Source organism: Streptococcus sp. KCJ4932, from assembly GCF_004352745.1.
Lineage (GTDB): Bacteria > Bacillota > Bacilli > Lactobacillales > Streptococcaceae > Streptococcus > Streptococcus ruminicola.
The window spans coordinates 45369-67539 of the sequence record NZ_SJWW01000011.1; the positions used below are offsets into that span (position 1 = coordinate 45369).

Sequence of the window (22171 nt, forward strand, 5' to 3'; positions counted from 1 at the left end):
ACAAATTATTTTCAGTTTACCTGAGATAGTTTGTTCGTTTTCATATCAGTTGAAAAGCAGGAGGAAAGATGTCAGATATCACGAATACAGCTGTGAAGGCTATGGTTGTTTTGCGAAAAGCCTACCGAACAATTGATGCCAAGACTTCAGAATCGTTCAAAGAAGATGACTTGACGCAGACCCAATTTGGTGTTTTGGATGTTCTTTATAGTAAAGGGCCTATGAAAATTGGCGAATTAATGGATAGTATTCTAGCGACTTCAGGCAATATGACGGTAGTAATTCGCAACATGGAGAAAAAAGGATGGGTGACACGCCACACTTGCCCAAATGATAAACGTGCTTATTTGGTGAGCCTGACAGCTGCTGGTCGTCAGGTCATTGAGCGCGCTTTGCCGCTACACATCGAGAAAATCGAAGAGACTTTTTCAGTGCTCACTGACGAAGAACAAGAAGAGCTTATCCGACTTCTAAAAAAATTTAAGCCGCGTGAGCATATTAATTTACAAAAGTAGCAATAATTCGTAAAATGACAATATAGAAAAAAGTACTATTTAGTGATAAATAACTTTTAACAGACTAATTAACCTTAAAAGGGAGATATATCATGAAAAAAATTCTATTTGTTGTTGGTTCATTGCGTGAGGGATCTTTTGATCAACAATTCGCACAAAACGCTGAAAAAGCACTTGAAGGAAAAGCAGAAGTATCATACCTAGACTGGTCACAAGTTCCGGTCTTTTCACAAGATTTGGAAGCTAACACACCAGCTGCTGTGCAAGCTGCACGTGACGCTGTTTTGGCAGCCGATGCCATCTGGTTCTTCTCACCAGTTTATAACTTTGCGATTCCTGGTTCAGTGAAGAACTTGCTTGACTGGTTGAGCCGTGCGCTTGATCTTTCAGACCCAACAGGTCCATCAGCCCTTAATGAAAAAGTGACAACTGTTTCTATCCTTGCAAATGGTGGACACGAAGCTGTAGCCGATGCTTACCGTGCTTTGTTCCCATTCATCCGCACAAAATTTGTTGATGAAATCACAACAACACGTGTGAACGACTCTGCTTGGGCAGATGGCAAATTTATCGCAACTGATGAGGTTCTTGCCAACCTTGATAAACAAGCCAAAGCTCTTCTTGCTGCGCTTGATTAATCTAAGTTTTACCATTTAACAAATTCATAGGTGAGTCAGCTTTTCCTATTTTCAGCTTAGCTCACCTTTATCACAGTCATATTGGTTTAGCCTTTCAATATCAAAAACTGTGAGATAAAAATGTCCTAGGATTTTGATGTCCTAGGTTTTTTTAGTCACAAAAAAAGAGAGGAAATCCTCTCTTTATGGTTTATTCGACAATTAGCATACCATCTTTAACAGCAAATGGGTTCTTTTCGTTGATGCGGTCGTAGAACATGATACCATTTGTGTGGTCAATTTCGTGTTGGACAACGATTGAGTTGTAACCTTTAAGTTTGATGCGGTGTTTTTCACCGTTTTTATCAAAGTATTCAACAGTAACACGAGAGTGACGGACAACGTATCCTTCCACAACACGGTCAACTGACAAGCATCCTTCACCATCAGCAAGCGCAGCGTCTTGAACAGAGTGTGAGACAACTTTTGGATTGTACATCACTTCTTGTAAGCTGTAAGCTTCTTTTGGTGGGTTGCCATCTTTGTCTTCCATGTTTGGAACAAGAACAGCAATGATACGTTTTGACACGTTCAATTGTGGTGCTGCCAAACCAACGCCTCCGCGCAAGCCCATTTTTTCAGCTGTTACAGGATCTTGAGAGTTTTTCAAGAACTGCATCATTTTTTCGCCTAAGATGATTTCTTCATCAGATAATGGGAATGTGACATCGTCACAAACTTTACGCAAAGTTGGATGACCTTCGCGAATAATATCGTTCATATTGATTAAATGACTTGGTTTTGCTAATTTTTCAATAACTGACATATTTTCTCCTCAAATTATTCTATATAACACTATAGCATAAAAATGCTTAACGAGAAAGTTATTGGCTTAGTTAGTAATCTTCAAGTCAATGAGTTGCGCCATATCTTTGATATAATAATTAGGGCGGCGTTTTTCAATAATGCCTAAATCGATAAATTCATGAATCACACGAAGTAAATGACGGTAGCTGACGCTGAATGAATCAGCAAGACTAGTCAATTCTAATTTGAAGACACCTTTGTCTTCAATCGCCAAGATGTGAGTGGCTAGACGTTCTTTAAGTGTGTAATTCAAATTCGTAGAAGCACGAATATTTTGCTCATAAAGTGATTGAGCGAGTCCTCTACTGAGATTTAGAAGCAAATCATTATCAGCTAATAATTCCTCGCGAATCCCAGTTAAAGGGAGTTGGATGACTAAGGTATCCTCAAGAGCGACAACTGAAGACACAATTGGCTGATCAGTTAATAATTCAATATCTCCGATAAGCGTTGGTTTTTCTTTGATATCTAAAATATGCTCTTTTCCGTTAAATAAGCGACGAACAATTTTTAATTTTCCCTTTGCAAAATAAGAGAGTGCTGTTAAGGCTTCTCCTTGGTGACAAATCGCATCTCCAGCAACTAGTTCGCGGACTTGCAATTTATCAAAATAATGTCTAGGAAAGATTTTTTCAAGCTGATAGTCTTGGATATATTTTTCTAAAGACACACAGACCTCCTTTGTTGTGACAAAAGTCATATTTTTATGCGCTAACTTTGATTATACTGGAAATGATGAAAAAAACAAGTAAGGAGTTTCTATGAAAACATTTTTGGAGAAATTTAGTCTCCTATCTCTATCTTTAATGCTGGTCTCGACGTTATCTCCGTCGACAGCATTACCCCAAATGATTACAACATTTCATCAACAAGGATACGCTGCTAGTCAGGTGGAATTTCTATTTTCACTATCATCTTTTGCGATTCTTGCCATGTTGTTACTAAATCCAATTATCGAACGTCTAATCTCTGAACGTCTTAGTATCATCTTAGGTCTTCTTTTGATTTCCTTTGGTGGTAGTATGCCAGTCGTTTTTCAGACTTATTCATTAGTTTTTGTATCACGTATTTTGCTTGGTATCGGAATTGGTTTGATTAATTCTCGTGCCATCAGTATTATCAGTGAGACTTATGCTGGACGTGAACAAGCTCAGATGCTTGGGCTTCGTGGTTCCTTTGAAATTATTGGTAATGCTTTATTGACCATGATTGTTGGTTTCATTGTTGTTCTTGGTTGGTCATGGACATTCAGTGTTTACTTATTTGCTTTGCCAATTCTTGCTGTTTACCTTATTTTTGCACCAAAACCTAAGGTTGAAGTAGAAGAAGTCCAACAAGATGAGACTCGTGCTAAATTTAGAAAAGAAGATATCTTGTATATCGTTGGATTATCTTTATTGGCAGGTTTTGTTATTAACATCAATAGTGCGAACAGCCTTCGAATCCCAGTTATTGTTGACCAATTGCATCTTGGAAGTCCTCGTCAAGCCAGCTTAATCTTGAGTGGCATGATGCTTATGGGAATTCTTTCAGGAATTTGTTTTGAAGGTTTGCTTGGACGCTTTAGCAAAAACTTGATTACCATTTCAATGATTCCATTTGCTCTTGGACTATTTATGGTAGGTTTTGCTAATAATCTTTGGGTAATGCTAATTGGTGCCATGCTGTCAGGCTTCTGGTACAGTATTGTGGTTACCTGTGTCTTTAGTGATGTTTCAACTAACGTTTCACCGCAATTAATCGGAAATGCGACTACGCTTATCTTGATTTTCTGTAATCTTGGTGGGGCAAGCGCAGCTATTGTTTTGAATCTCTTTTCAAAATTTAGCCCACAACCAGGCTTTGCCTTTGTTATTTACGCTATTATCAGCTTGGTTATTTGCTTAGGTTTGATTGTTAAAACACGTTTTTCAAAGAAAAATTAATTTGTGTTAAAGTCACGTTAAATTAAGGGAAAACCTTTGACAAAAGTAGAAACAATCTGCTACAATAAGGACTGTCGTAAGACAAGTAACTTCTTCTTGGTCGTAGGATCCGCCAAAAACCTACCACTCGGATGAAGCAATATAAAGGAGAAAAATTATGGCAATCTCAAAAGAGAAAAAAAATGAAATCATCGCTCAATATGCACGTCACGAAGGTGACACAGGTTCAGTTGAAGTTCAAGTAGCTGTTCTTACTTGGGAAATCAACCACCTTAACGAGCACATTAAACAACACAAAAAAGACCACGCAACTTACCGTGGATTGATGAAAAAAATCGGTCACCGTCGTAACTTGTTGGCATACCTTCGCCGTACAGACGTTAACCGTTACCGCGAATTGATCGCATCACTTGGTCTTCGTCGTTAATCTGACGTTAGGTCAAGTAAAAGCTTCTTGGATTTTCCAAGAAGCTTTTTTTGTGTGCAAATGCTTCGTTTGATTAACAAAATTAATCAACCTCCCATTGGGTGTATTTTAATGAAAATGAGGTTTTATATAGCATTAAAATGTCAAAAGTGACAAAAGTATTAATATAAAAGGAAAAACGCAAGTATAATTTGTATCCCCTTACATTGCCTTTACAATAAAAATGAAAAAGCTTACAAAAAACACTTGACCTTTTTTTGAAAAAGGGTTAATATAATTGGTGAAGAATATCACAATGATATGATGATTAAAGAATTTAACTGTTGATTTTGTGTAGTTTTTATAGTGAAGAGAACCTCAAGTAGTGACGTTGAGTTTTGAAATTCCAGACTATACGGTCTTGTTTTTATTTTAGTATCAATCATTAATATAGTTCTTCTCAAAAAATGAGGCACTTATTTTTAAGGGTACTTATAAGGAGGTTTTCTTAATGGCTAAAGCAACAAATGCAGATGTAAAGAATAACGAGTTGAGCGCTGAAGAGTTGGCTCAACAGTACACTGGAGCTCTTGTCGAAAAAGCTCTTGAAGCTGAACGTATTTATGCAACTTATTCACAAGAACAAGTTGATAATATCGTAGCAGCGATGGCTCTTGCAGGTTCAGAAGCTTCGCTTGAATTAGCAAAAGAAGCTCATGCAGAAACTGGTCGTGGTGTCGTTGAAGATAAAGATATTAAGAACCACTTCGCTACTGAGTACGTTTATGAACGTATTAAAAATGAAAAAACAGTAGGTATCATTGGGGAAGATAAGGTTTCAGGAAGTATCCAAATCGCAGCACCTCTTGGTGTTTTGGCTGGTATTGTTCCAACAACAAACCCAACTTCAACAACAATGTTCAAGATTTTGGTGGCTCTTAAAACACGTAATGCGATTGTCTTTGCTTTCCACCCACAAGCGCAAAACTGTTCAGCACATGCCGCACAAATTCTTTATGATGCCGCAGTGAAAGCTGGTGCTCCTGAAAACATTGTTCAATGGATTGAAACACCGTCTCTTGCAAATACATCAGCGCTTATCCAAAATCCGAAGATTGCTTCTATTTTGGCAACTGGTGGACCTGGTATGGTAAATGCCGCTCTTAAATCAGGTAACCCATCAATGGGTGTTGGTGCTGGTAATGGTGCTATCTACGTTGATGCAACAGCACACGTTGATCGCGCTGTTGAAGACTTGTTGTTATCAAAACGTTTTGATAACGGTATGATTTGTGCCACTGAAAACTCTGCAGTTGTTGAAGCACCGATTTATGACGAATGGCTTCAAAAAATGCAAGATAAAGGTGCCTACCTTGTGCCTAAGAAGGACTATAAAAAGCTCGAAGACTTTGTCTTTAATGACAGACACGGTGTTAACGGTCCGGTTGCTGGTATGCCAGCTCGCTGGATTTGTGAACAAGCCGGTGTGAAATTGCCAGAAGGTAAAGATGTTCTCTTGTTTGAACTTGATAAGAAAAATATCGGTGAAAAACTATCTTCTGAAAAACTTTCTCCACTCCTTTCAGTTTACAAAGCTAAAGATCGTGCTGAAGGTGTTGAAATTGTTGAAGCACTTCTTGACTATCAAGGTGCAGGACACAATGCTGGTATTCAAATTGGTTCTCAAGCAGACCCATTTGTTGCTGAATATGGCGATGCTGTGAAAGCATCACGTGTCTTGGTTAACCAACCAGATTCAGTCGGAGGTATTGGTGATGTCTACACAGACGCACTTAAAGCTAGCTTAACACTTGGAACAGGATCATGGGGGAAAAATTCATTGTCACACAATCTTTCAACTGGCGATCTCTTAAATGTTAAGACAGTTGCCAAACGTCGCAACCGTCCTCAATGGATTCGCCTACCAGAAAAAACTTACTACGAAAAAAATGCTATTTCTTACTTGCAAGATGAATACGAACCAATGCAACGCGCTTTGATTGTTGCCGACCCAGGTATGGTTCAATTTGGTTTTGTTGATACTGTTCTTGCTCAATTGGCATTGCGTGATGAAAAAGTTGCGACATCAATTTACGGTACAATCAAACCAGATCCAACACTTGGTCAAACGATTGAAATTGCTAAACAAATGCGTGATTTCAAACCAGACACAGTTATCGCAGTCGGTGGTGGTTCTGCCCTTGATGCGGCTAAGATTGCACGTTACATCTACGAATACTCACTTGATCAAGAAGCTGATTTCCTTGATAGCTACGAAAATGTCAGCGAACTCTTCTTACGTTTGCAACAAAAATTCATCGATATCCGTAAACGTATCGTGAAATTCAAACACCAAACAGCAACACGTCTCTTCTGTATCCCAACAACATCTGGTACAGGTTCAGAAGTTACACCATACGCTGTTATCACTGATGACCACACTCACGTTAAATATCCTTTGACTGACTATGAATTGACTCCACAAGTTGCTATCGTGGACCCAGAATTTGTTATGACCGTGCCAAAACGTACAGTAGCTCTTTCTGGTCTTGATACTTTGTCACATGCCCTTGAAGCTTATGTTTCAGTTATGGCATCTGATTTGACTCGTCCATGGTCACTTGAAGCTATCAAGTTGGTTATTGAAAACTTGGAAGATTCATATAACTATGATCCTAAACACCCAACACTTCGTGGTGAACAAGCACGTGAAAACATGCACTACGCAGCAACTCTTGCTGGTATGGCCTTCTCAAATGCTTTCTTAGGTATTAACCACTCAATCGCACACAAAACTGGTGGTGAATTTGGTCTTCCACACGGCTTAGCTATTTCAATTGCAATGCAACACGTTATCCGCTACAACGGTGTGGCTGGAAATGTAAAACGTTCAGTCTTCCCACGTTATGAAGAATATCGTGCACAACGTGATTACGCTGATATCGCTCGTAGCCTTGGTCTTAAAGGTAAAGATGATGCAGCATTAGTAGAAGCACTTTGCGAACGTATTGATGCTTTAATGAAAGCTGTTGATGTTGACCCTCGTCTTTCTGCTAACGGTGTTACAAAAGAAGCCTTTGATGCAGCTGTTGATAAATTGGCATCACTTGCTTACGATGACCAATGTACACCTGCTAACCCACGTCAACCTTACATTGCTGAGTTGAAACAATTATTGATTGACATGTTCTAATACCTCTTCTTAACAATTGTATTAGTTGACATTTTTAAGCCTCCCTTTGGGAGGCTTTTGTGGTAGAATGAAGGTGTTAATAAAAACGGTTAATCAGGGATTTTTGTAAGACCTGTCTAGAGATATTGCATTAAAGGAGACTGTTATGATTGGATCATTAATTGTTGGGGCTTTGATTGGGATAATTGCAGGAGCTATCACTAAGAAAGGTGAGTCAATGGGCTGCATTTATAATATTTTTGCTGGACTTGTGGGCTCATTTGTTGGTCAAAGTTTGTTTGGTTATTGGGGACCTAGTCTTGCTGGCATGGCAATTTTACCATCTGTACTTGGCGCCATTATCGTTATTGCAGTTGTTGATTTATTTTTTGGGTAATTATTTGATAAAACGCTATAAGAAGAAGCAGTTACTGTTTGGTAGCTGCTTTTTAATGATTCTTAAAAAACTGTGCTGCAAGCTCTGCTATTTCCTATAAAATGTGATAAAATAATGGAGATACGTGGTTTTATGCAAAGACGAGTTTATAAGTCTTTTACAGACTGGTTTTTGTAGAAAACAGACGTATCAAAATAAAATGTTAGAGGAATAAAAATGTCAAAACAAACTTTTGAAACGACTTTTGCAGGTCGTCCACTTGTTGTTGAAATTGGTCAAGTTGCTAAACAAGCTAATGGCGCTGCAGTGATTCGTTACGGTGAATCAACTGTTCTTAGTGCAGCTGTCATGTCTAAAAAAATGTCAACTGGTGACTTCTTCCCACTTCAAGTAAACTACGAAGAAAAAATGTACGCTGCTGGGAAATTCCCAGGTGGTTTCAACAAACGTGAAGGTCGTCCAACAACTGATGCGACATTGACAGCACGTTTGATTGACCGTCCAATTCGTCCAATGTTTGCTGAAGGCTTCCGTAACGAAGTTCAAGTAATTAATACCGTTCTTTCTTATGATGAAGATGCTAGCGCACCAATGGCAGCCATGTTTGGTAGCTCACTTGCTTTGTCTATTTCAGACATTCCATTTAACGGACCTATCGCTGGTGTTCAAGTGGCTTATATCGATGGTGAATTTATCATCAATCCATCAGCTGAACAAAAAGAAGCATCTCTTCTTGAATTGACTGTTGCTGGTACAAAAGAAGCTATCAACATGGTTGAATCTGGTGCTAAAGAATTGTCAGAAGACATCATGCTTGAAGCTCTTCTTAAAGGACATGAAGCTGTTCAAGAATTGATTGCCTTCCAAGAAGAAATCGTTGCAACTGTTGGTAAAGAAAAAGCAGAAGTTGAATTGCTTCAAGTTGACCCAGAATTGCAAGCTGAAATCATTGCAGCCTACAATGCTGACCTTCAAAAAGCTGTTCAAGTCGAAGAGAAAAAAGCGCGTGAAGCAGCAACTGAAGCTGTCAAAGAAGAAGTAACTGCTGTTTACGAAGAACGCTACGCAGATGATGAAAACTATGAAACAATCATGCGTGACGTGGCTGAAATTCTTGAACAAATGGAACATGCCGAAGTTCGTCGCTTGATTACAGAAGATAAAATCCGTCCTGATGGTCGTCGTGTTGACGAAATCCGTCCATTGGATGCTGAGATTGACTACCTTCCAAAAGTTCACGGTTCAGGTCTCTTCACACGTGGACAAACTCAAGCCTTGTCAGTTTTGACACTTGCACCAATGGGTGAAACTCAAATCGTTGATGGTCTTGGGGCTGAGTACAAAAAACGTTTCTTGCACCACTACAATTTCCCACAATTCTCTGTTGGTGAAACTGGACGTTACGGTGCACCAGGTCGTCGTGAAATTGGTCACGGTGCTCTTGGTGAACGTGCCCTTGCGCAAGTTCTTCCAAGTCTTGAAGAATTCCCATACGCTATCCGTCTTGTTGCTGAAGTTTTGGAATCAAATGGTTCATCTTCACAAGCGTCAATCTGTGCTGGTACTCTTGCCCTTATGGCTGGTGGTGTGCCAATTAAAGCACCAGTTGCTGGTATTGCCATGGGATTGATCTCAGATGGTAGCAACTACACAATCTTGACAGATATCCAAGGTCTTGAAGATCACTTTGGTGATATGGACTTCAAGGTTGCAGGTACTCGTGAAGGTATCACAGCCCTTCAAATGGATATCAAGATTGAAGGTATCACACCACAAATCTTGAAAGAAGCTCTTGCGCAAGCTAAGAAAGCTCGCTTTGAAATTCTTGATTTGATTGAAGCAACAATCCCAGCACCTCGTACTCACTTGGCACCAACTGCACCCAAAATTGATACAATTAAGATTGATGTTGATAAAATCAAAGTGGTTATCGGTAAAGGTGGTGAAACCATCGATAAAATTATCGAAGAAACTGGTGTTAAAATTGACATTGACGATGAAGGAAATGTTTCAATTTACTCATCAGACCAAGCAGCTATCGACCGTGCTAAAGAAATTATTGCTGGTTTAGTTCGCGAAGCTAAAGTTGGTGAAGTTTACCACGCTAAAGTCGTTCGTATTGAAAAATTCGGTGCTTTTGTTAACCTCTTTGATAAGACAGATGCCCTTGTTCACATTTCAGAAATTGCATGGACACGTACAGCTAACGTTTCTGATGTGCTTGAAGTTGGTGATGAAGTTGATGTTAAAGTTATCAAGGTTGATGATAAAGGACGTGTTGATGCGTCAATGAAAGCTCTTCTTCCACGTCCACCAAGAGCTGAAAAACATGAAAAAGAACACAAAGGGCACTCACCATTTGGCGGACACTTGCGTGATCACAAAGAAAAACACGATAAAATCGACTAATCACTTTTTGACTTGCTCATCTTTTGTAAATGTGGAGTTTAACGATGACAAATTTAAATGAACTTGATATTCGTTTGCGCGCGTTTGTTAACGCACCAGACAACTTTTTAGATAGCATTGCGCTTGTCAATGCCTTGCACAACATCCCAGTTTTGGCTAGTGATCAACCTTATGCTCTTGATATTGAAGGGCAAAAGGTGACTCCTGTCTTTTCTGATAAGGAAGATTTGGAAACTTTCAAATCTGAACAAGCTAGTGCCAATGATCAAAATTGGGTTGAACGTCCAACTTTGGATGTTTTAAAAGAAGTCATTGAAAAAGGATTAACTGGAATTGTCTTTAACCTTAAGAAAACAGGCGATTTTGGCAATTCAACTATTTTCAAAAGTAGTGAATTAATCCAATTTTTGAATGCCTACACAACTATTTTGAATAAACTTATGGGTGAAGAAAACCTTGCGGCGGATACTTTGGATAAATACTATCTTGTCCCAGCTTTTGTTCACCCACGTGATGATAAAAGCTTTGACCGTATGTTCCCGACAATGTCTACACCAGAAGGTAAAAGCTATGTTCCAGCCTTTTCAAATCTTCAAAGCTTTGCTAAATGGTATAACCACAAAGATTTTGGAACACCATTTCGCAATGCTCAAGGAAGTATCTTGACATGGCGTTTGGCTGATATTTATCAACCTGGACACGGTGAAAATGACATTGACGAAACGGTCGGAGTTGCCATTAATCCCTTTGATGACCAACAAATTCTTGTTGATTGGTCTGAAATTGACGAAGACGAATAAAAGAAAGGAGAAGATATGGGTTGGTGGAAAGAAACCATTGATATTGTAAAGAAAAACGATCCAGCGGCTCGTAGCTCTCTGGAGATTATACTAACTTACCCTGGTGTCAAAGCCTTGGCTGCGCATCGTATCTCACATTTCCTGTGGAAACATGGCTTGAAATTATTAGCGCGCATGCATAGCCAATTCTGGCGCTTTTGGACACAAATTGAAATTCACCCAGGAGCTGAAATTGCTGAGGGTGTCTTTATCGACCATGGTTCTGGTCTTGTTATTGGTGAAACAGCTATTGTAGAAAAAGGAGTTATGCTTTATCATGGTGTGACTCTTGGTGGAACTGGTAAGGATGTCGGAAAACGTCACCCAACCGTTCGCGAAGGAGCACTTGTTTCAGCGCACGCACAGGTTATTGGACCAATTGAAATTGGAAAAAATTCCAAAGTCGGTGCGGCAGCTGTCGTTGTATCGGATGTTCCAGCAGATGTAACAGTAGTCGGAGTACCAGCGAAAGTTGTTCGTGTTCATGGTAAAAAAGATGAAAATGCCATTCATGACCTTGAAGAACACCGCGAGTACTATACTTCAAAACTTGAAGCAGCTTGCTACGAAAGTTTACATTCATCAAAACTTTAATAAAAACTAAGATGAGATTGGAGGAAGGAACATGACAATTAAAATTTACGATACAATGACCAGAAGTCTTCGTGACTTTGTCCCAATTACTGAAAATACAGTTAACATGTATGTTTGTGGACCGACTGTTTATAACTATATTCACATTGGGAATGCTCGAAGCGTTGTTGCTTTTGACACGATTCGCCGCTATTTTGAATACCGTGGCTACAAAGTAAACTACATTTCTAACTTTACTGACGTTGATGATAAAATCATCAAAGGTGCAGCTGAAGCTGGTATGGACACTAAAGCTTTTTCAGATAAATTCATTGCAGCCTTTATGGAAGATGTCAAAGAACTTGGCGTTGAACCTGCAACAAAAAATCCACGTGTCATTGATTACATGGATGAAATCATTGCTTTTGTTAAAGATTTGGTAGATAAAGGTTTTGCTTATGAAGCAAACGGCGATGTGTATTTCCGCGTGGCTAAAAGCAAAAACTATGCTAAATTAGCAAACAAAACTTTGGAAGACCTTGAAGTAGGTGCCAGTGGTCGTGTTGATGGCGAAGGTGACATCAAAGAAAATCCGCTTGATTTTGCCCTTTGGAAAGCTGCTAAACCAGGTGAAGTTTCATGGAAAAGCCCTTGGGGACAAGGACGTCCTGGTTGGCACATTGAATGTTCTGTAATGGCGACAAGTATCTTGGGTGATACCATTGATATTCACGGTGGTGGAGCTGACTTGGAATTTCCACACCATACTAATGAAATTGCTCAATCAGAAGCCAAAACTGGAAAAACATTTGCTAACTACTGGATGCACAATGGTTTTGTTAATGTTGACAATGAAAAAATGTCAAAATCTCTTGGCAACTTTGTGACAGTTCACGACATGTTGAAAACTGTTGATGGTCAAGTGCTTCGCTTCTTCCTTGCGACACAACAATATCGCAAACCTGTCAACTTCACTGAAAAAGCAGTTCACGACGCATCTGTTAACCTTAAGTATTTGAAAAATACCTTTACCTTGCCACTTGGCGAAGCTGTTGATGCAGCTGAACTTGCAAAATTCAAAGCTGATTTTGAAGCAGCGATGGATGATGATTTCAACACAGCAAATGGTATCACAGTTGTCTTTGACATGGCAAAATGGATTAATTCAGGGAATTATGACCAAGTAACCAAAGATACTTTTGCTAAAATGCTTGCTGTCTTTGGTATTGTCTTTGAAGAAGAAGTGCTTGATGCAGACATTGAAGCATTGATTGAAAAACGTCAAGAAGCGCGTGCGAATCGTGATTTTGCAACAGCAGATGCTATTCGTGATCAGCTAGCAGCACAAGGTATCAAATTACTTGATACTAAAGATGGTGTGAGGTGGACACGTGACTAAGGTAGATGTCAATCTTATTAATGGTATTGCCCTTGCTTTTGAAGGAGATGCCATTTATTCGACTTATATTCGTAAACACTTGATTTTTCAAGGTATGACAAAACCTAATCAATTGCACCGCAAAGCAACGATGTATGTTTCAGCCAAAGCTCAAGCAATGCTGATTAATATGATGCTAGAAGCGCAGCTATTGACTGAAAAGGAAGAAGAAATCTATAAGCGCGGTCGCAATACAAATAGTCATACCAAAGCTAAAAATGCTGACGTTGTGACTTACCGCATGTCGACAGGATTTGAAGCGGTCATGGGTTACCTTCATATGACAGATCAGATTGATCGTCTCGAAGAGCTTATTGATTGGTGCATTCAAGCTGTTGAAAAAATCGAAGATTAAGTAAAAAATAAAAATAGCCAGTTCTCGCATGAGAGCTGGTTTTCATGTTATAATAGCACTATGAAGAACAAAGAATTTAATGATCAAAATGACATCGTTTATGGTGTGCATGCCGTAACAGAAGCCCTTCAAGCTAATACAGGAAATAAACTCTACATTCAAGATGACTTGCGTGGAAAAAATGTTGATAAAATTAAAAGCTTAGCAGCAGAGAAAAAAGTCTCTATTTCTTGGACGCCCAAAAAAACACTTAGTGACATGACAAATGGTGCCGTTCACCAAGGTTTTGTTTTACGCGTTTCAGAATTTGCTTATGCTGAATTAGATACCATTTTAGAAAAAGCTGCGCAGGAAGAAAACCCACTGATTCTAATTTTGGATGGACTCAACGACCCGCATAATTTTGGCTCAATTTTGCGAACAGCTGATGCAACAAATGTCACTGGTGTGATTATTCCGAAACATCGTGCGGTTGGTGTGACACCTGTTGTTGCCAAAACATCAACTGGTGCTGTCGAACATGTTCCGATTGCTCGTGTGACAAACCTCAGCCAAACTCTTGATAAATTGAAAGAACAAGGTTTCTGGGTATTTGGTACAGATATGAACGGAACACCATCACACAAATGGAATACAGCTGGCAAACTAGCCTTAATCATTGGTAACGAAGGAAAAGGCATTTCACCAAACATCAAAAAACAAGTGGATGAAATGATTACGATTCCGATGAATGGTCACGTTCAAAGTTTGAATGCCAGTGTGGCAGCTGCAGTATTGATGTACGAAGTTTTCCGTCATAAATTAGATTAATTTTTTGTAAGACTTGATGAGCCATCTGTGAAAGGACTAAAAAATGAAGAAAAGAATCCTCTTAGTTGATGGTTATAACATGATTGCCTTTTGGCAGGAAACACGTCAACTCTTTAAGACAAATCGATTAGACGAAGCACGCAATATTTTACTGCGTAAGCTCAATAACTATGCCCATTTTGAAAATCTGGATATTATCTGTGTCTTTGATGCTCAGTATGTTCCAGGTTTGCGTCAACGTTATGACCAATATAAAATCCAAGTTATCTTTACTGAAGAAGATGAAACGGCTGATTCTTATATTGAACGTACAGCAGCTGAGTTAAATACACCTCGCCATCTTGTGGAAGTTGCAACTAGTGATTTAAATGAACAATGGACGGTCTTTTCGCAAGGTGCCCTTCGGGTGTCAGCTCGTGAATTGGAGCAGCGCGTAAATACGGTTAAATCAGACTTGGACAAAATGTCAAAACACATTGATTTAACCACTCCAAAACTTAGCCCATGGAATGATGGACAAATGGATAAATTAAAACAATTGCTTGATGATATTTAAAACATCAAAGGACTTTTTAAAAAGGAGCTCGCTAAATGCGGGCTTTTTTGTTATAATGAAAAAGAAATTATTTGATTATCAAAGTATTTTTCGATGACAATGATTGATAACATTGAACGTATGATTGTTTTTATAGCAAAGGGAGAATTATGACTTTTAAATTACTAACGGATTCAACAGCAGACTTAGATGAAAATTGGGCGAAAGCTCATGATGTTGAAATCCTAGGGCTAACTATTCAATTAGACGGGGAAATCTATGAGACGGTTGGTCCAAATCGTTTGACGAGTGAAAAGCTACTAGAAAGCATGAAAAATGGTGGTAAACCTACAACTAGTCAAGTTAATGTGGGACAGTTTGAGGAAAGTTTCCGTCGTCATGCACAAAATGGTGATGCAGTGCTTTACCTAGCTTTTTCTTCTGTTTTATCAGGGACTTACCAAAGTTCAATGATTGCGCGTGATCTTGTTTTGGAAGATTTTCCAGATGCAACTATCGAAATCGTTGATACCTTGGCGGCAGCAGGAGGAGAAGGTTATTTATCTGTTCTAGCAGCTGCAGCGCGTGATGAAGGCAAGACACTCGAAGAAACTAAAGCGATGGTTGTAGACATTCTGCCACGCTTACGAACATATTTCTTGGTTGATGACCTTTATCATTTGATGCGTGGCGGTCGTTTATCAAAAACATCAGCTATTATGGGAAGTTTAGCTAATATCAAACCTCTTTTGTGGTTGGATGCTACAGGAAAACTTGTTCCATTAGCAAAAATTCGTGGACGTAAAAAAGCCCTAAAAGAAGTTGTAGCACAGGCAACAGAATCCCTAGCTCACCAAACAGCTGTTGTTGCTTATGCCAATGATGTAGAAGGTGCTGAAAGCTTGAAAGAATCATTGCTCGAAGATGACATGATTGATGATGTGCTTATTATGCCATTAGGTCCAGTTATCTCAGCTCACGTAGGACCTGGAACACTAGCCGTCTTTACAATCGGAAAAGAAGCACGATAAAATCAAAAAAGTGGACCTAGTCTGCTTTTTTTGTAAAACATAATGACGGTGATATTTAATATTTGAATTGGAGTGAGGTAAGATAGTTGTAGCAATTGAGACGGTTGGTTTGTGTCTGTTCTTTTTTATCTTGTGCTTTTTAGGGACAGGAACTGATGATAAAAATTTAAAAAGTTTTTCATCGTATCCAGATGAAGTTCAGACTTTGATAAGAAATAATGAGGATTATCGAGCAAAAGTTAAAACAACTAATAAGTGTGTGGTATTCTTGCTAAATTTTTTAATCTTTTTGGTAATATTATTTATTTTGGGAATAGCTATTAGAAAGCCAAACTTTTTACACAATTTCATTTGTTTAAGTATCATAGGACAAGGATTGAATTTATTTGATTTACTTGTGATTGATTTAATTTGGTGGAGACGTACAAAACGCATTCGTTTTACAAAAATCCCTGAAAAAGACCTATATCAGAATCCTAGAAAACATATAGAATCATTTACAAGAGCTTTTGTGATGTATCTTCTAATTGCCGTAATAGATGGTTATTTGCTGCAATTTTTGTAACGTCAAATTGCTAAATGGGATATGTCAAAGAGTTTTGCTATGATGTCAAAAGGTATTTGCTAGTATTCAAATGAAAAAAAGAGGATAATTTTGGTGAAAGGTGGAAAAAATGAATATCAGTGAATTACGAAAACAATATCAGATGAGTCAAGATGATTTTGCCAATATTTTTCATGTATCAAGGCAGACTGTATCAAATTGGGAAAATGGGAAAAGCTATCCAGATGTAGAAATGCTGGTTAAAATTAGTGATTATTTTGGCATCTCTGTTGACCAATTAATTAAAAAAGAAACTATACCAAGTGTAGCAAAAAATTCTGATAAGCAGAAGAAGCTGTGGCCAATGCTTGCTGTAATTGCCACAGTGGTTTGCCTTATCGGAGCATTCTTTTTGTATAACTATAATGAAGAACACTCAGTCAAGTTTTCAATGAAAAAAGATAAGACTTATGGTCAAAGTGCAACTAGCCAAAAAACTTTAGAAGTTGCTAAAGGTTATTTCACATTGCCAGAAGATGAAAAGTTGAATCTTAAAGTAAATGGCATGACAGATGATGGAGATTTACATTTAAGTATTGTTGATGAAAATAACAAGTGTTGCTATCAACTTGATGGCGATGAATTAAAAGATAGCCAAAAACTTTACTTTAAAAAAGGGTCTTATAAAGTTCAAATTACTGCCGATCATTATCATGAAAAGGTTGTTAGTTTAGACTATAGTGTGAGTGTTAAGGGGTAGACTTCACAATAGTTATAACTAGCCATAAAAAAATTCAATACCCTCAACCTGCTTTATTTCTTGAGAGAAGTGATATAATTTTAAAAAATCAAGGGAGGTAGATTGATGGCTTTAACGTATGCAGTACTTGGAAGTGGTGCAATGGGATTACGATTTGGACTATTGCTGAAGGAACATTTGAAAGCTCAAGTTGATTTTATCGATACTTGGCAAGAACAAGTTGATACAATTCAAAAACAAGGTGGTGTCTACCAGTCACGTGATGGCAAGAATCGTCATTTGGTTCCAATTGATATTTATCTACCAGAAAACTATCGTGGAAAACCAGATGTCTTGATTATTTTTGACAAACAAATGCATCTGCAAGAATTATTGGAGCGAAGCAAACACTTCTTCAATAGTAGCCAGTATGTTTTTACCGGTATGAATGGCATGGGGCACGTTGAAAAGATTAATCACTATTTTGTTCCTGAAAAAGTTTTGGCAGGGACTTGTTTAATTGGAACAGTTTTAAAAGCTGCAGGAGATGTCGATTTTATCGGAAAGGCTGGCGCAGGTTCGATTAATTTAGCCGCACAGTCCGGTTATGTCGATAGCGTTCAAAAGCAGATTATTGCTGATTTTAGTGCATCAAATCTTAATCCAAATCTGACGGATAATTTTTTAGGAACACTTTATACAAAGGTTGTTTTTAATTCAGTTATTAATACGATTTGCACACTTTTTGAAATCCGCATGGGCCAATATATTGATTATGAAGGTGCAGAAGCCTTAGGTAAGCAACTAATCGATGAAGCGTATGAAGTCGCAGAGTTAGCTGGAATAAAGCCACTTGGCAGTCGTGAGCAAGAATGGGAGACTATTCGATATGTTAGTGCAGAAACGAGTCCACTTCATTACCCATCAATGTATCAGGATATGAGTAAAGGAAGACAAACAGAAGTTGACTATATCAATGGTTATATTTACGATTTAGGAGTAGCCAATGGTTATCAAGCTAAGACTCACGACTTCTTACGTCACTTGGTTCATTTGGCTGAAAATACTCGGAAATTCCGCTAACCGCTTTCGCCAAGAAGTGCAGAAAAAAAGCTAAAAAAACTTAGAAAAGATGGTTCGTAAGTGTTGACTTACTACCACTTTTTTTGGTATTATAATAAACGGTATTGTTTACCCCATTTGTAAGGCCCCGGAACCTTTCAAATAACTCGTGGACCGGAACATCCACATTTTGTAAACAAAAACGAATTCGTATAGGAGAACTCATGAACAAAACAACATTCATGGCTAAACCAGGCCAAGTTGAACGTAAATGGTACGTTGTTGACGCAACAGATGTACCTCTTGGACGTCTTTCTGCAGTAGTTGCTAGCGTACTTCGCGGAAAAAACAAACCAACATTTACACCACACACTGATACAGGTGACTTCGTTATCGTTATCAATGCTGAAAAAGTTAAATTAACTGGTAAAAAAGCAACTGATAAAATCTACTACACTCACTCAATGTATCCAGGTGGATTGAAACAAATCACAGCAGGTGAACTTCGTTCTAAAAACGCTGTTCGCTTGATTGAAAAATCAGTTAAAGGCATGCTTCCACACAACACTCTTGGACGTGCACAAGGCATGAAATTGAAAGTCTTCGTAGGTAGCGAACACACACACGCTGCTCAACAACCAGAAGTACTTGATATTAAAGGACTTATCTAAGAGAGAAAGGAGCATCTATTAAATGGCACAAGCACAATACACAGGTACTGGTCGTCGTAAAAACGCTGTTGCACGCGTACGTTTGGTCCCAGGTACTGGTAAAATCACAGTTAACAAAAAAGATGTAGAAGAATACATCCCACATGCTGACCTTCGTCTTGTTATCAACCAACCATTCGCAGTTACTTCAACTGTTGGTTCATACGACGTTTTCGTTAACGTTGTAGGTGGTGGTTACGCAGGTCAATCAGGAGCTATCCGTCACGGTATCGCTCGCGCATTGCTTCAAGTAGACCCAGACTTCCGTGATTCATTGAAACGCGCTGGTCTTCTTACACGTGATGCACGTATGGTTGAACGTAAAAAACCAGGTCTTAAAAAAGCTCGTAAAGCTTCACAATTCTCAAAACGTTAATCAATACGATTATATCAACGTTTCAAGGCATTCAAGATTTTTATCTTGGGTGTCTTTTTTTGCTTAAAAATATAAAATTTCCACCAAAATTTCCACCAAATTTCCACTATTGCTTTTTGAGGTTTCTAAAAACTATTTCACCAACTGGTTGTTTTACAGTATTTTTTGTATTGATATATGTCTTAGTGGTTGATTGATCGCTGTGGGTTAATGCTTCAGAAATTTCTTCAATAGGAACTCCTGCTTTTTTAGCTAAAGTTGCTCCAGTGTGCCTTAATTTATGAGGAGAGGCAGGGGCTAACTCAGGGTGACGTCTCCTAATAGAATTCATACGATAGTTTAAATAATCAATGTGAAGAACGGTGTTTATATTATTTTTTCTATCATTATAGGTAAATATAAATTGATTATTCGTTTGTCTGAGCCCAAATTGTTTCAATTCCTCTTTTTGTAATTTTTTCCACTTTTTTAGTAGTATCATGAGCTCAAGAGGTGCATTGAAAATTGTCTTTTTCCCTCCTTTAGTTGCTTTTACATTTCCAAATCTGTCAAGAGCATTTTCAATTAATATTTGATTAGTTTCGAAATTAACGTGTTTCCATTGAAGTGCATAGGATTCTGATTTCCTATCTGAAAGAAAAAATGTTGTATAGAAGAGGACATAGTCTTTGAATTCTATTAATCCATTTTTTAAATCTTCATCAAATGCTTGTAACCAAAAACGTAGCTCTTCTTCATCTAGTGTCAAATCTTCATCACGTTTATTTTCCTTTAAAATTTGTTTTTTTACTGCTTTAATTCGACTGATGGTTTTATGGAGTCGGTTGCTAGGGATGTACTCTAGTTCTTCAGCCCAATCGAAGACTGAGTTAATATAGCCTCTAATAGCTTTAAAATTCGCATAACTATTTGCCTTGGGAGTGAGTAGTGATAAGACTAATTGTTTATTTTCGTTAAGATAACTTAATGAGTAATTCCCTAGAATAGGTAAAATGTGGAGTCTAAACATACTTTTGGTTTGAAATACGGTAGCAGGTGTAGGAGGTCTATTTGTTGAAGTAGTTTGCCCAGCTATGTACGGTTCTAGCCAAACTTCTTTATAGAAATCTGAGAAGAGAATATCTTCTTTTTTTATAGTTTTTTGGTAAAGTTTGTTATGTCTTGCTTTTTCAATATCAACAGATATTTTTAACTCTGCTTCTTTTGCCTCACGTTTTGTTTTGAAGCGTTTTTCATACAATTTTTTTAAACCAAGTTTGGCTTGTACATCTTCAGGTATATATAATCGTAATTGGTAAGTTCCGTTTTTAGTTTTTTTAATAGCCATTTTTTCTCCTTACGCAGAAATTTCAAGTTGTGTCATCCATTGGTTAACACTTTCTTTACTAAATCTAATTGATTTTCCGATTTTAATATATGGAAGTCCCATACTAATCCATAAATCAAGTGTATTGTTTGAAATTCCAAGATAACGACAAGTTTGTTTTTTGTTTAAAAAAGGGCTATCAGCTCCAGAAACTTCTCTAACATTCTTGATTTCCTCTTTTATCAATTCTCCAATCATGTGTTGAATTTCTTGTGTTTGTTCTTTTGCTAACATTACTTGCATATTTTTCCTCCTCAAAAATAAAAAAGGAAGCAAGTTGATACTTGCTCCCGTGGAGATTATGAAAAAGAAAAGTTTTAGGATAATTATATTATAGCATATAGCATCTTAAACTAGTCTTAATCATAAATAGTAGTTTAAATCATTTTACTGCAAAGCTATAGTAGCTTTGTGGTGATAAAACTTGATAGTGTGGTTTATCTTGAATGTGATTATAATTACATTCTGATATTAGAAATGTACCGTCTTTATTGACAGCTTCAACAAAGGCAACGTGTCCGTATTGTGCTAATGTTTCTCCATATCCTCCTTTTACTGACATAACCGCACCGACTTGTGGTGAGTTACTTTGTTTCCAACCTTTTGAAACAAGTGCCGAAACCCAATCTTGCCCATTACCATTATTATTGTAAATAGCAGGATCAGTACAAATACCTGTCTCAATTAGTCTATTGCAAACATACCAAGTACATTGACCAGTAGGATAAGAGTTTCCTCCTTGTGTGGTGACGCTTTTGGAAGTTGGTTGTCCGTATTTTAGTTTACCATTATATTCACTTGGAAAATCAAAGGAGGATAGTAGTGTTCCTTTAGATAATCCAGTGTTACCCGAAAAAGTTATTGTTGTTTTGCTGTTTTTTAATGTTCCATTGAAGATGTTATACCATTTTCGGGCATTCACTTTGAGTTGGTCAGCTTTAGTTTGTCCATCAGATAAAGCAACTCCCTCATAATGTTCAGACCAATAGAGACTTGCTTCTCCCGCATCACTAGCTGACTGCATTTTACTTTTGACATTTGCATAAGCACCACTAAGTTCAGTAGACATTAATTTTAATTCTACTTGAGATTCTAGTGCTCTTTGTGGAGCAGAAGCCCAGCGATTACCATTGACTGAACTTGACCACCCAGACCATTGGAAATAACCTGCCACCCCTCCACTAGTATTAATAGCTTTAGGGTCAAAGCCACTTTCCCGTTCAGCTACTGCAAGACTTCCGGCACTGCCAGCTAGAGAAAAGCCTTCGTGAGAGAGTTGATAATTAAGAATTTGAATGACGTCTTTAGCACGTTCTTCAGAAATATTGGCTTTATTGGCTACCTCTTTGGCTGTCAAGGAAGTTTCTTGTCCATTTTGAGAAGTTGTAGTATCATCAGACAGATTTCCTGCAATAAGTATCAGTAAAGTAGCTGGTAGAAGAAAAGGAAGTAATAACCCTAAAATGAGTATTTTTTTCTTCATTG

General features: G+C 38.0%; 24 protein-coding genes. 19 read left to right on the forward strand and 5 right to left on the reverse strand.

Annotated elements, in window-relative coordinates; all coding sequences use genetic code 11:
* Positions 1 to 68: 68 nt before the first annotated feature.
* Together E0E02_RS06050 and E0E02_RS06055 are read left to right on the forward strand one after the other, a co-directional pair.
* On the forward strand, positions 69 to 515 hold the full coding sequence (locus E0E02_RS06050; RefSeq protein ID WP_133018125.1) for a MarR family transcriptional regulator: 447 nt from the start codon (positions 69 to 71) through the stop codon (positions 513 to 515).
* A gap of 92 nt (positions 516 to 607) precedes the next feature.
* A complete protein-coding gene (locus E0E02_RS06055; protein WP_133018126.1) occupies positions 608 to 1153 on the forward strand; it encodes an NADPH-dependent FMN reductase in 546 nt (181 codons plus the stop codon).
* A 190-nt stretch (positions 1154 to 1343) separates the two neighbouring features.
* Here the strand turns inward: E0E02_RS06055 and def are convergent, their stop codons facing one another.
* Together def and E0E02_RS06065 are read right to left on the reverse strand one after the other, a co-directional pair.
* Positions 1344 to 1958: a peptide deformylase gene (gene def / locus E0E02_RS06060; protein WP_039697537.1), complete on the reverse strand. Its 615-nt coding sequence runs from the start codon at positions 1956 to 1958 to the stop codon at positions 1344 to 1346.
* Between the two features lie 66 nt (positions 1959 to 2024).
* The gene (locus E0E02_RS06065) at positions 2025 to 2699 is read right to left on the reverse strand and encodes a cyclic nucleotide-binding domain-containing protein (RefSeq protein ID WP_204983433.1); all 675 of its coding nucleotides are present in this window, start codon (positions 2697 to 2699) and stop codon (positions 2025 to 2027) included.
* A gap of 61 nt (positions 2700 to 2760) precedes the next feature.
* On the opposite strand from E0E02_RS06065, the gene E0E02_RS06070 reads away from it, so the two are divergent.
* The 17 genes from E0E02_RS06070 (at position 2761) to rpsI (ending at position 19320) form a co-directional block, all read left to right on the forward strand.
* A complete protein-coding gene (locus E0E02_RS06070) occupies positions 2761 to 3924 on the forward strand; it encodes an MFS transporter (RefSeq protein WP_133018127.1) in 1164 nt (387 codons plus the stop codon).
* A gap of 157 nt (positions 3925 to 4081) precedes the next feature.
* Positions 4082 to 4351, forward strand: a complete 270-nt coding sequence (rpsO, locus tag E0E02_RS06075) for a 30S ribosomal protein S15 (protein ID WP_003063161.1) — start codon at positions 4082 to 4084, stop codon at positions 4349 to 4351.
* A 490-nt stretch (positions 4352 to 4841) separates the two neighbouring features.
* A complete protein-coding gene (adhE, locus tag E0E02_RS06080) occupies positions 4842 to 7523 on the forward strand; it encodes a bifunctional acetaldehyde-CoA/alcohol dehydrogenase (RefSeq protein ID WP_133018128.1) in 2682 nt (893 codons plus the stop codon).
* A 145-nt stretch (positions 7524 to 7668) separates the two neighbouring features.
* Positions 7669 to 7899: a GlsB/YeaQ/YmgE family stress response membrane protein gene (locus E0E02_RS06085; protein ID WP_006531339.1), complete on the forward strand. Its 231-nt coding sequence runs from the start codon at positions 7669 to 7671 to the stop codon at positions 7897 to 7899.
* Between the two features lie 216 nt (positions 7900 to 8115).
* Positions 8116 to 10308 (forward strand): polyribonucleotide nucleotidyltransferase, encoded by a 2193-nt coding sequence (pnp, locus tag E0E02_RS06090; RefSeq protein WP_133018129.1) that lies wholly within the window; start codon positions 8116 to 8118, stop codon positions 10306 to 10308.
* A 44-nt stretch (positions 10309 to 10352) separates the two neighbouring features.
* Positions 10353 to 11108: an SseB family protein gene (locus tag E0E02_RS06095; RefSeq protein WP_039697541.1), complete on the forward strand. Its 756-nt coding sequence runs from the start codon at positions 10353 to 10355 to the stop codon at positions 11106 to 11108.
* Positions 11109 to 11123: 15 nt separating this feature from the next.
* Positions 11124 to 11741, forward strand: a complete 618-nt coding sequence (cysE, locus tag E0E02_RS06100) for a serine O-acetyltransferase (protein ID WP_020916093.1) — start codon at positions 11124 to 11126, stop codon at positions 11739 to 11741.
* A 31-nt stretch (positions 11742 to 11772) separates the two neighbouring features.
* On the forward strand, positions 11773 to 13119 hold the full coding sequence (gene cysS / locus E0E02_RS06105) for a cysteine--tRNA ligase (protein ID WP_133018130.1): 1347 nt from the start codon (positions 11773 to 11775) through the stop codon (positions 13117 to 13119).
* The gene (locus E0E02_RS06110) at positions 13112 to 13513 is read left to right on the forward strand and encodes a Mini-ribonuclease 3 (RefSeq protein ID WP_132869167.1); all 402 of its coding nucleotides are present in this window, start codon (positions 13112 to 13114) and stop codon (positions 13511 to 13513) included. Before cysS ends, E0E02_RS06110 begins: the two co-directional genes overlap by 8 nt.
* 60 nt (positions 13514 to 13573) lie before the next feature.
* Positions 13574 to 14323 (forward strand): 23S rRNA (guanosine(2251)-2'-O)-methyltransferase RlmB, encoded by a 750-nt coding sequence (gene rlmB, locus E0E02_RS06115; RefSeq protein ID WP_133018131.1) that lies wholly within the window; start codon positions 13574 to 13576, stop codon positions 14321 to 14323.
* Positions 14324 to 14366: 43 nt separating this feature from the next.
* Positions 14367 to 14879: an NYN domain-containing protein gene (locus E0E02_RS06120; RefSeq protein ID WP_039697544.1), complete on the forward strand. Its 513-nt coding sequence runs from the start codon at positions 14367 to 14369 to the stop codon at positions 14877 to 14879.
* A 149-nt stretch (positions 14880 to 15028) separates the two neighbouring features.
* Complete coding sequence (locus E0E02_RS06125) at positions 15029 to 15889, forward strand: DegV family protein (RefSeq protein WP_133018132.1); 861 nt, start codon at positions 15029 to 15031, stop codon at positions 15887 to 15889.
* Positions 15890 to 15998: 109 nt separating this feature from the next.
* Positions 15999 to 16454: an ABC transporter permease gene (locus E0E02_RS06130; protein ID WP_240789018.1), complete on the forward strand. Its 456-nt coding sequence runs from the start codon at positions 15999 to 16001 to the stop codon at positions 16452 to 16454.
* A gap of 109 nt (positions 16455 to 16563) precedes the next feature.
* Positions 16564 to 17193 carry a helix-turn-helix transcriptional regulator gene (locus E0E02_RS06135; protein ID WP_133018134.1) on the forward strand — a complete coding sequence of 210 codons (630 nt, stop codon included), beginning with the start codon at positions 16564 to 16566 and terminating at the stop codon, positions 17191 to 17193.
* Positions 17194 to 17298: 105 nt separating this feature from the next.
* Entirely contained in the window at positions 17299 to 18255 is a 957-nt protein-coding gene (locus E0E02_RS06140) for a ketopantoate reductase family protein (RefSeq protein WP_133018135.1), read from the forward strand.
* Between the two features lie 203 nt (positions 18256 to 18458).
* The gene (gene rplM, locus E0E02_RS06145) at positions 18459 to 18905 is read left to right on the forward strand and encodes a 50S ribosomal protein L13 (RefSeq protein WP_133018136.1); all 447 of its coding nucleotides are present in this window, start codon (positions 18459 to 18461) and stop codon (positions 18903 to 18905) included.
* A 22-nt stretch (positions 18906 to 18927) separates the two neighbouring features.
* The gene (gene rpsI, locus E0E02_RS06150; RefSeq protein ID WP_003067667.1) at positions 18928 to 19320 is read left to right on the forward strand and encodes a 30S ribosomal protein S9; all 393 of its coding nucleotides are present in this window, start codon (positions 18928 to 18930) and stop codon (positions 19318 to 19320) included.
* Between the two features lie 106 nt (positions 19321 to 19426).
* On the opposite strand, the gene E0E02_RS06155 is transcribed toward rpsI, so the two are convergent.
* From E0E02_RS06155 to E0E02_RS06165, 3 genes are all read right to left on the reverse strand, one after another.
* Positions 19427 to 20647: a tyrosine-type recombinase/integrase gene (locus tag E0E02_RS06155; RefSeq protein WP_074626795.1), complete on the reverse strand. Its 1221-nt coding sequence runs from the start codon at positions 20645 to 20647 to the stop codon at positions 19427 to 19429.
* A 9-nt stretch (positions 20648 to 20656) separates the two neighbouring features.
* Positions 20657 to 20929, reverse strand: a complete 273-nt coding sequence (locus E0E02_RS06160) for a helix-turn-helix domain-containing protein (RefSeq protein WP_074561250.1) — start codon at positions 20927 to 20929, stop codon at positions 20657 to 20659.
* Between the two features lie 139 nt (positions 20930 to 21068).
* The gene (locus E0E02_RS06165; protein WP_133018137.1) at positions 21069 to 22169 is read right to left on the reverse strand and encodes a phage tail tip lysozyme; all 1101 of its coding nucleotides are present in this window, start codon (positions 22167 to 22169) and stop codon (positions 21069 to 21071) included.
* Positions 22170 to 22171: the final 2 nt, after the last annotated feature.

Excerpts from the sequence above, each read along its gene's own strand:
- E0E02_RS06050 (WP_133018125.1), top strand. The coding sequence starts at position 69 with ATGTCAGATATCACGAATACAGCTGTGAAGGCTATGGTTGTTTTGCGA.
- E0E02_RS06055 (WP_133018126.1), top strand. The coding sequence starts at position 608 with ATGAAAAAAATTCTATTTGTTGTTGGTTCATTGCGTGAGGGATCTTTT.
- def (WP_039697537.1), bottom strand. The coding sequence starts at position 1,958 with ATGTCAGTTATTGAAAAATTAGCAAAACCAAGTCATTTAATCAATATG.
- E0E02_RS06065 (WP_204983433.1), bottom strand. The coding sequence starts at position 2,699 with ATGACTTTTGTCACAACAAAGGAGGTCTGTGTGTCTTTAGAAAAATAT.
- E0E02_RS06070 (WP_133018127.1), top strand. The coding sequence starts at position 2,761 with ATGAAAACATTTTTGGAGAAATTTAGTCTCCTATCTCTATCTTTAATG.
- rpsO (WP_003063161.1), top strand. The coding sequence starts at position 4,082 with ATGGCAATCTCAAAAGAGAAAAAAAATGAAATCATCGCTCAATATGCA.
- adhE (WP_133018128.1), top strand. The coding sequence starts at position 4,842 with ATGGCTAAAGCAACAAATGCAGATGTAAAGAATAACGAGTTGAGCGCT.
- E0E02_RS06085 (WP_006531339.1), top strand. The coding sequence starts at position 7,669 with ATGATTGGATCATTAATTGTTGGGGCTTTGATTGGGATAATTGCAGGA.
- pnp (WP_133018129.1), top strand. The coding sequence starts at position 8,116 with ATGTCAAAACAAACTTTTGAAACGACTTTTGCAGGTCGTCCACTTGTT.
- E0E02_RS06095 (WP_039697541.1), top strand. The coding sequence starts at position 10,353 with ATGACAAATTTAAATGAACTTGATATTCGTTTGCGCGCGTTTGTTAAC.
- cysE (WP_020916093.1), top strand. The coding sequence starts at position 11,124 with ATGGGTTGGTGGAAAGAAACCATTGATATTGTAAAGAAAAACGATCCA.
- cysS (WP_133018130.1), top strand. The coding sequence starts at position 11,773 with ATGACAATTAAAATTTACGATACAATGACCAGAAGTCTTCGTGACTTT.
- rlmB (WP_133018131.1), top strand. The coding sequence starts at position 13,574 with ATGAAGAACAAAGAATTTAATGATCAAAATGACATCGTTTATGGTGTG.
- E0E02_RS06120 (WP_039697544.1), top strand. The coding sequence starts at position 14,367 with ATGAAGAAAAGAATCCTCTTAGTTGATGGTTATAACATGATTGCCTTT.
- E0E02_RS06125 (WP_133018132.1), top strand. The coding sequence starts at position 15,029 with ATGACTTTTAAATTACTAACGGATTCAACAGCAGACTTAGATGAAAAT.
- E0E02_RS06135 (WP_133018134.1), top strand. The coding sequence starts at position 16,564 with ATGAATATCAGTGAATTACGAAAACAATATCAGATGAGTCAAGATGAT.
- E0E02_RS06140 (WP_133018135.1), top strand. The coding sequence starts at position 17,299 with ATGGCTTTAACGTATGCAGTACTTGGAAGTGGTGCAATGGGATTACGA.
- rplM (WP_133018136.1), top strand. The coding sequence starts at position 18,459 with ATGAACAAAACAACATTCATGGCTAAACCAGGCCAAGTTGAACGTAAA.
- rpsI (WP_003067667.1), top strand. The coding sequence starts at position 18,928 with ATGGCACAAGCACAATACACAGGTACTGGTCGTCGTAAAAACGCTGTT.
- E0E02_RS06155 (WP_074626795.1), bottom strand. The coding sequence starts at position 20,647 with ATGGCTATTAAAAAAACTAAAAACGGAACTTACCAATTACGATTATAT.
- E0E02_RS06160 (WP_074561250.1), bottom strand. The coding sequence starts at position 20,929 with ATGCAAGTAATGTTAGCAAAAGAACAAACACAAGAAATTCAACACATG.
- E0E02_RS06165 (WP_133018137.1), bottom strand. The coding sequence starts at position 22,169 with ATGAAGAAAAAAATACTCATTTTAGGGTTATTACTTCCTTTTCTTCTA.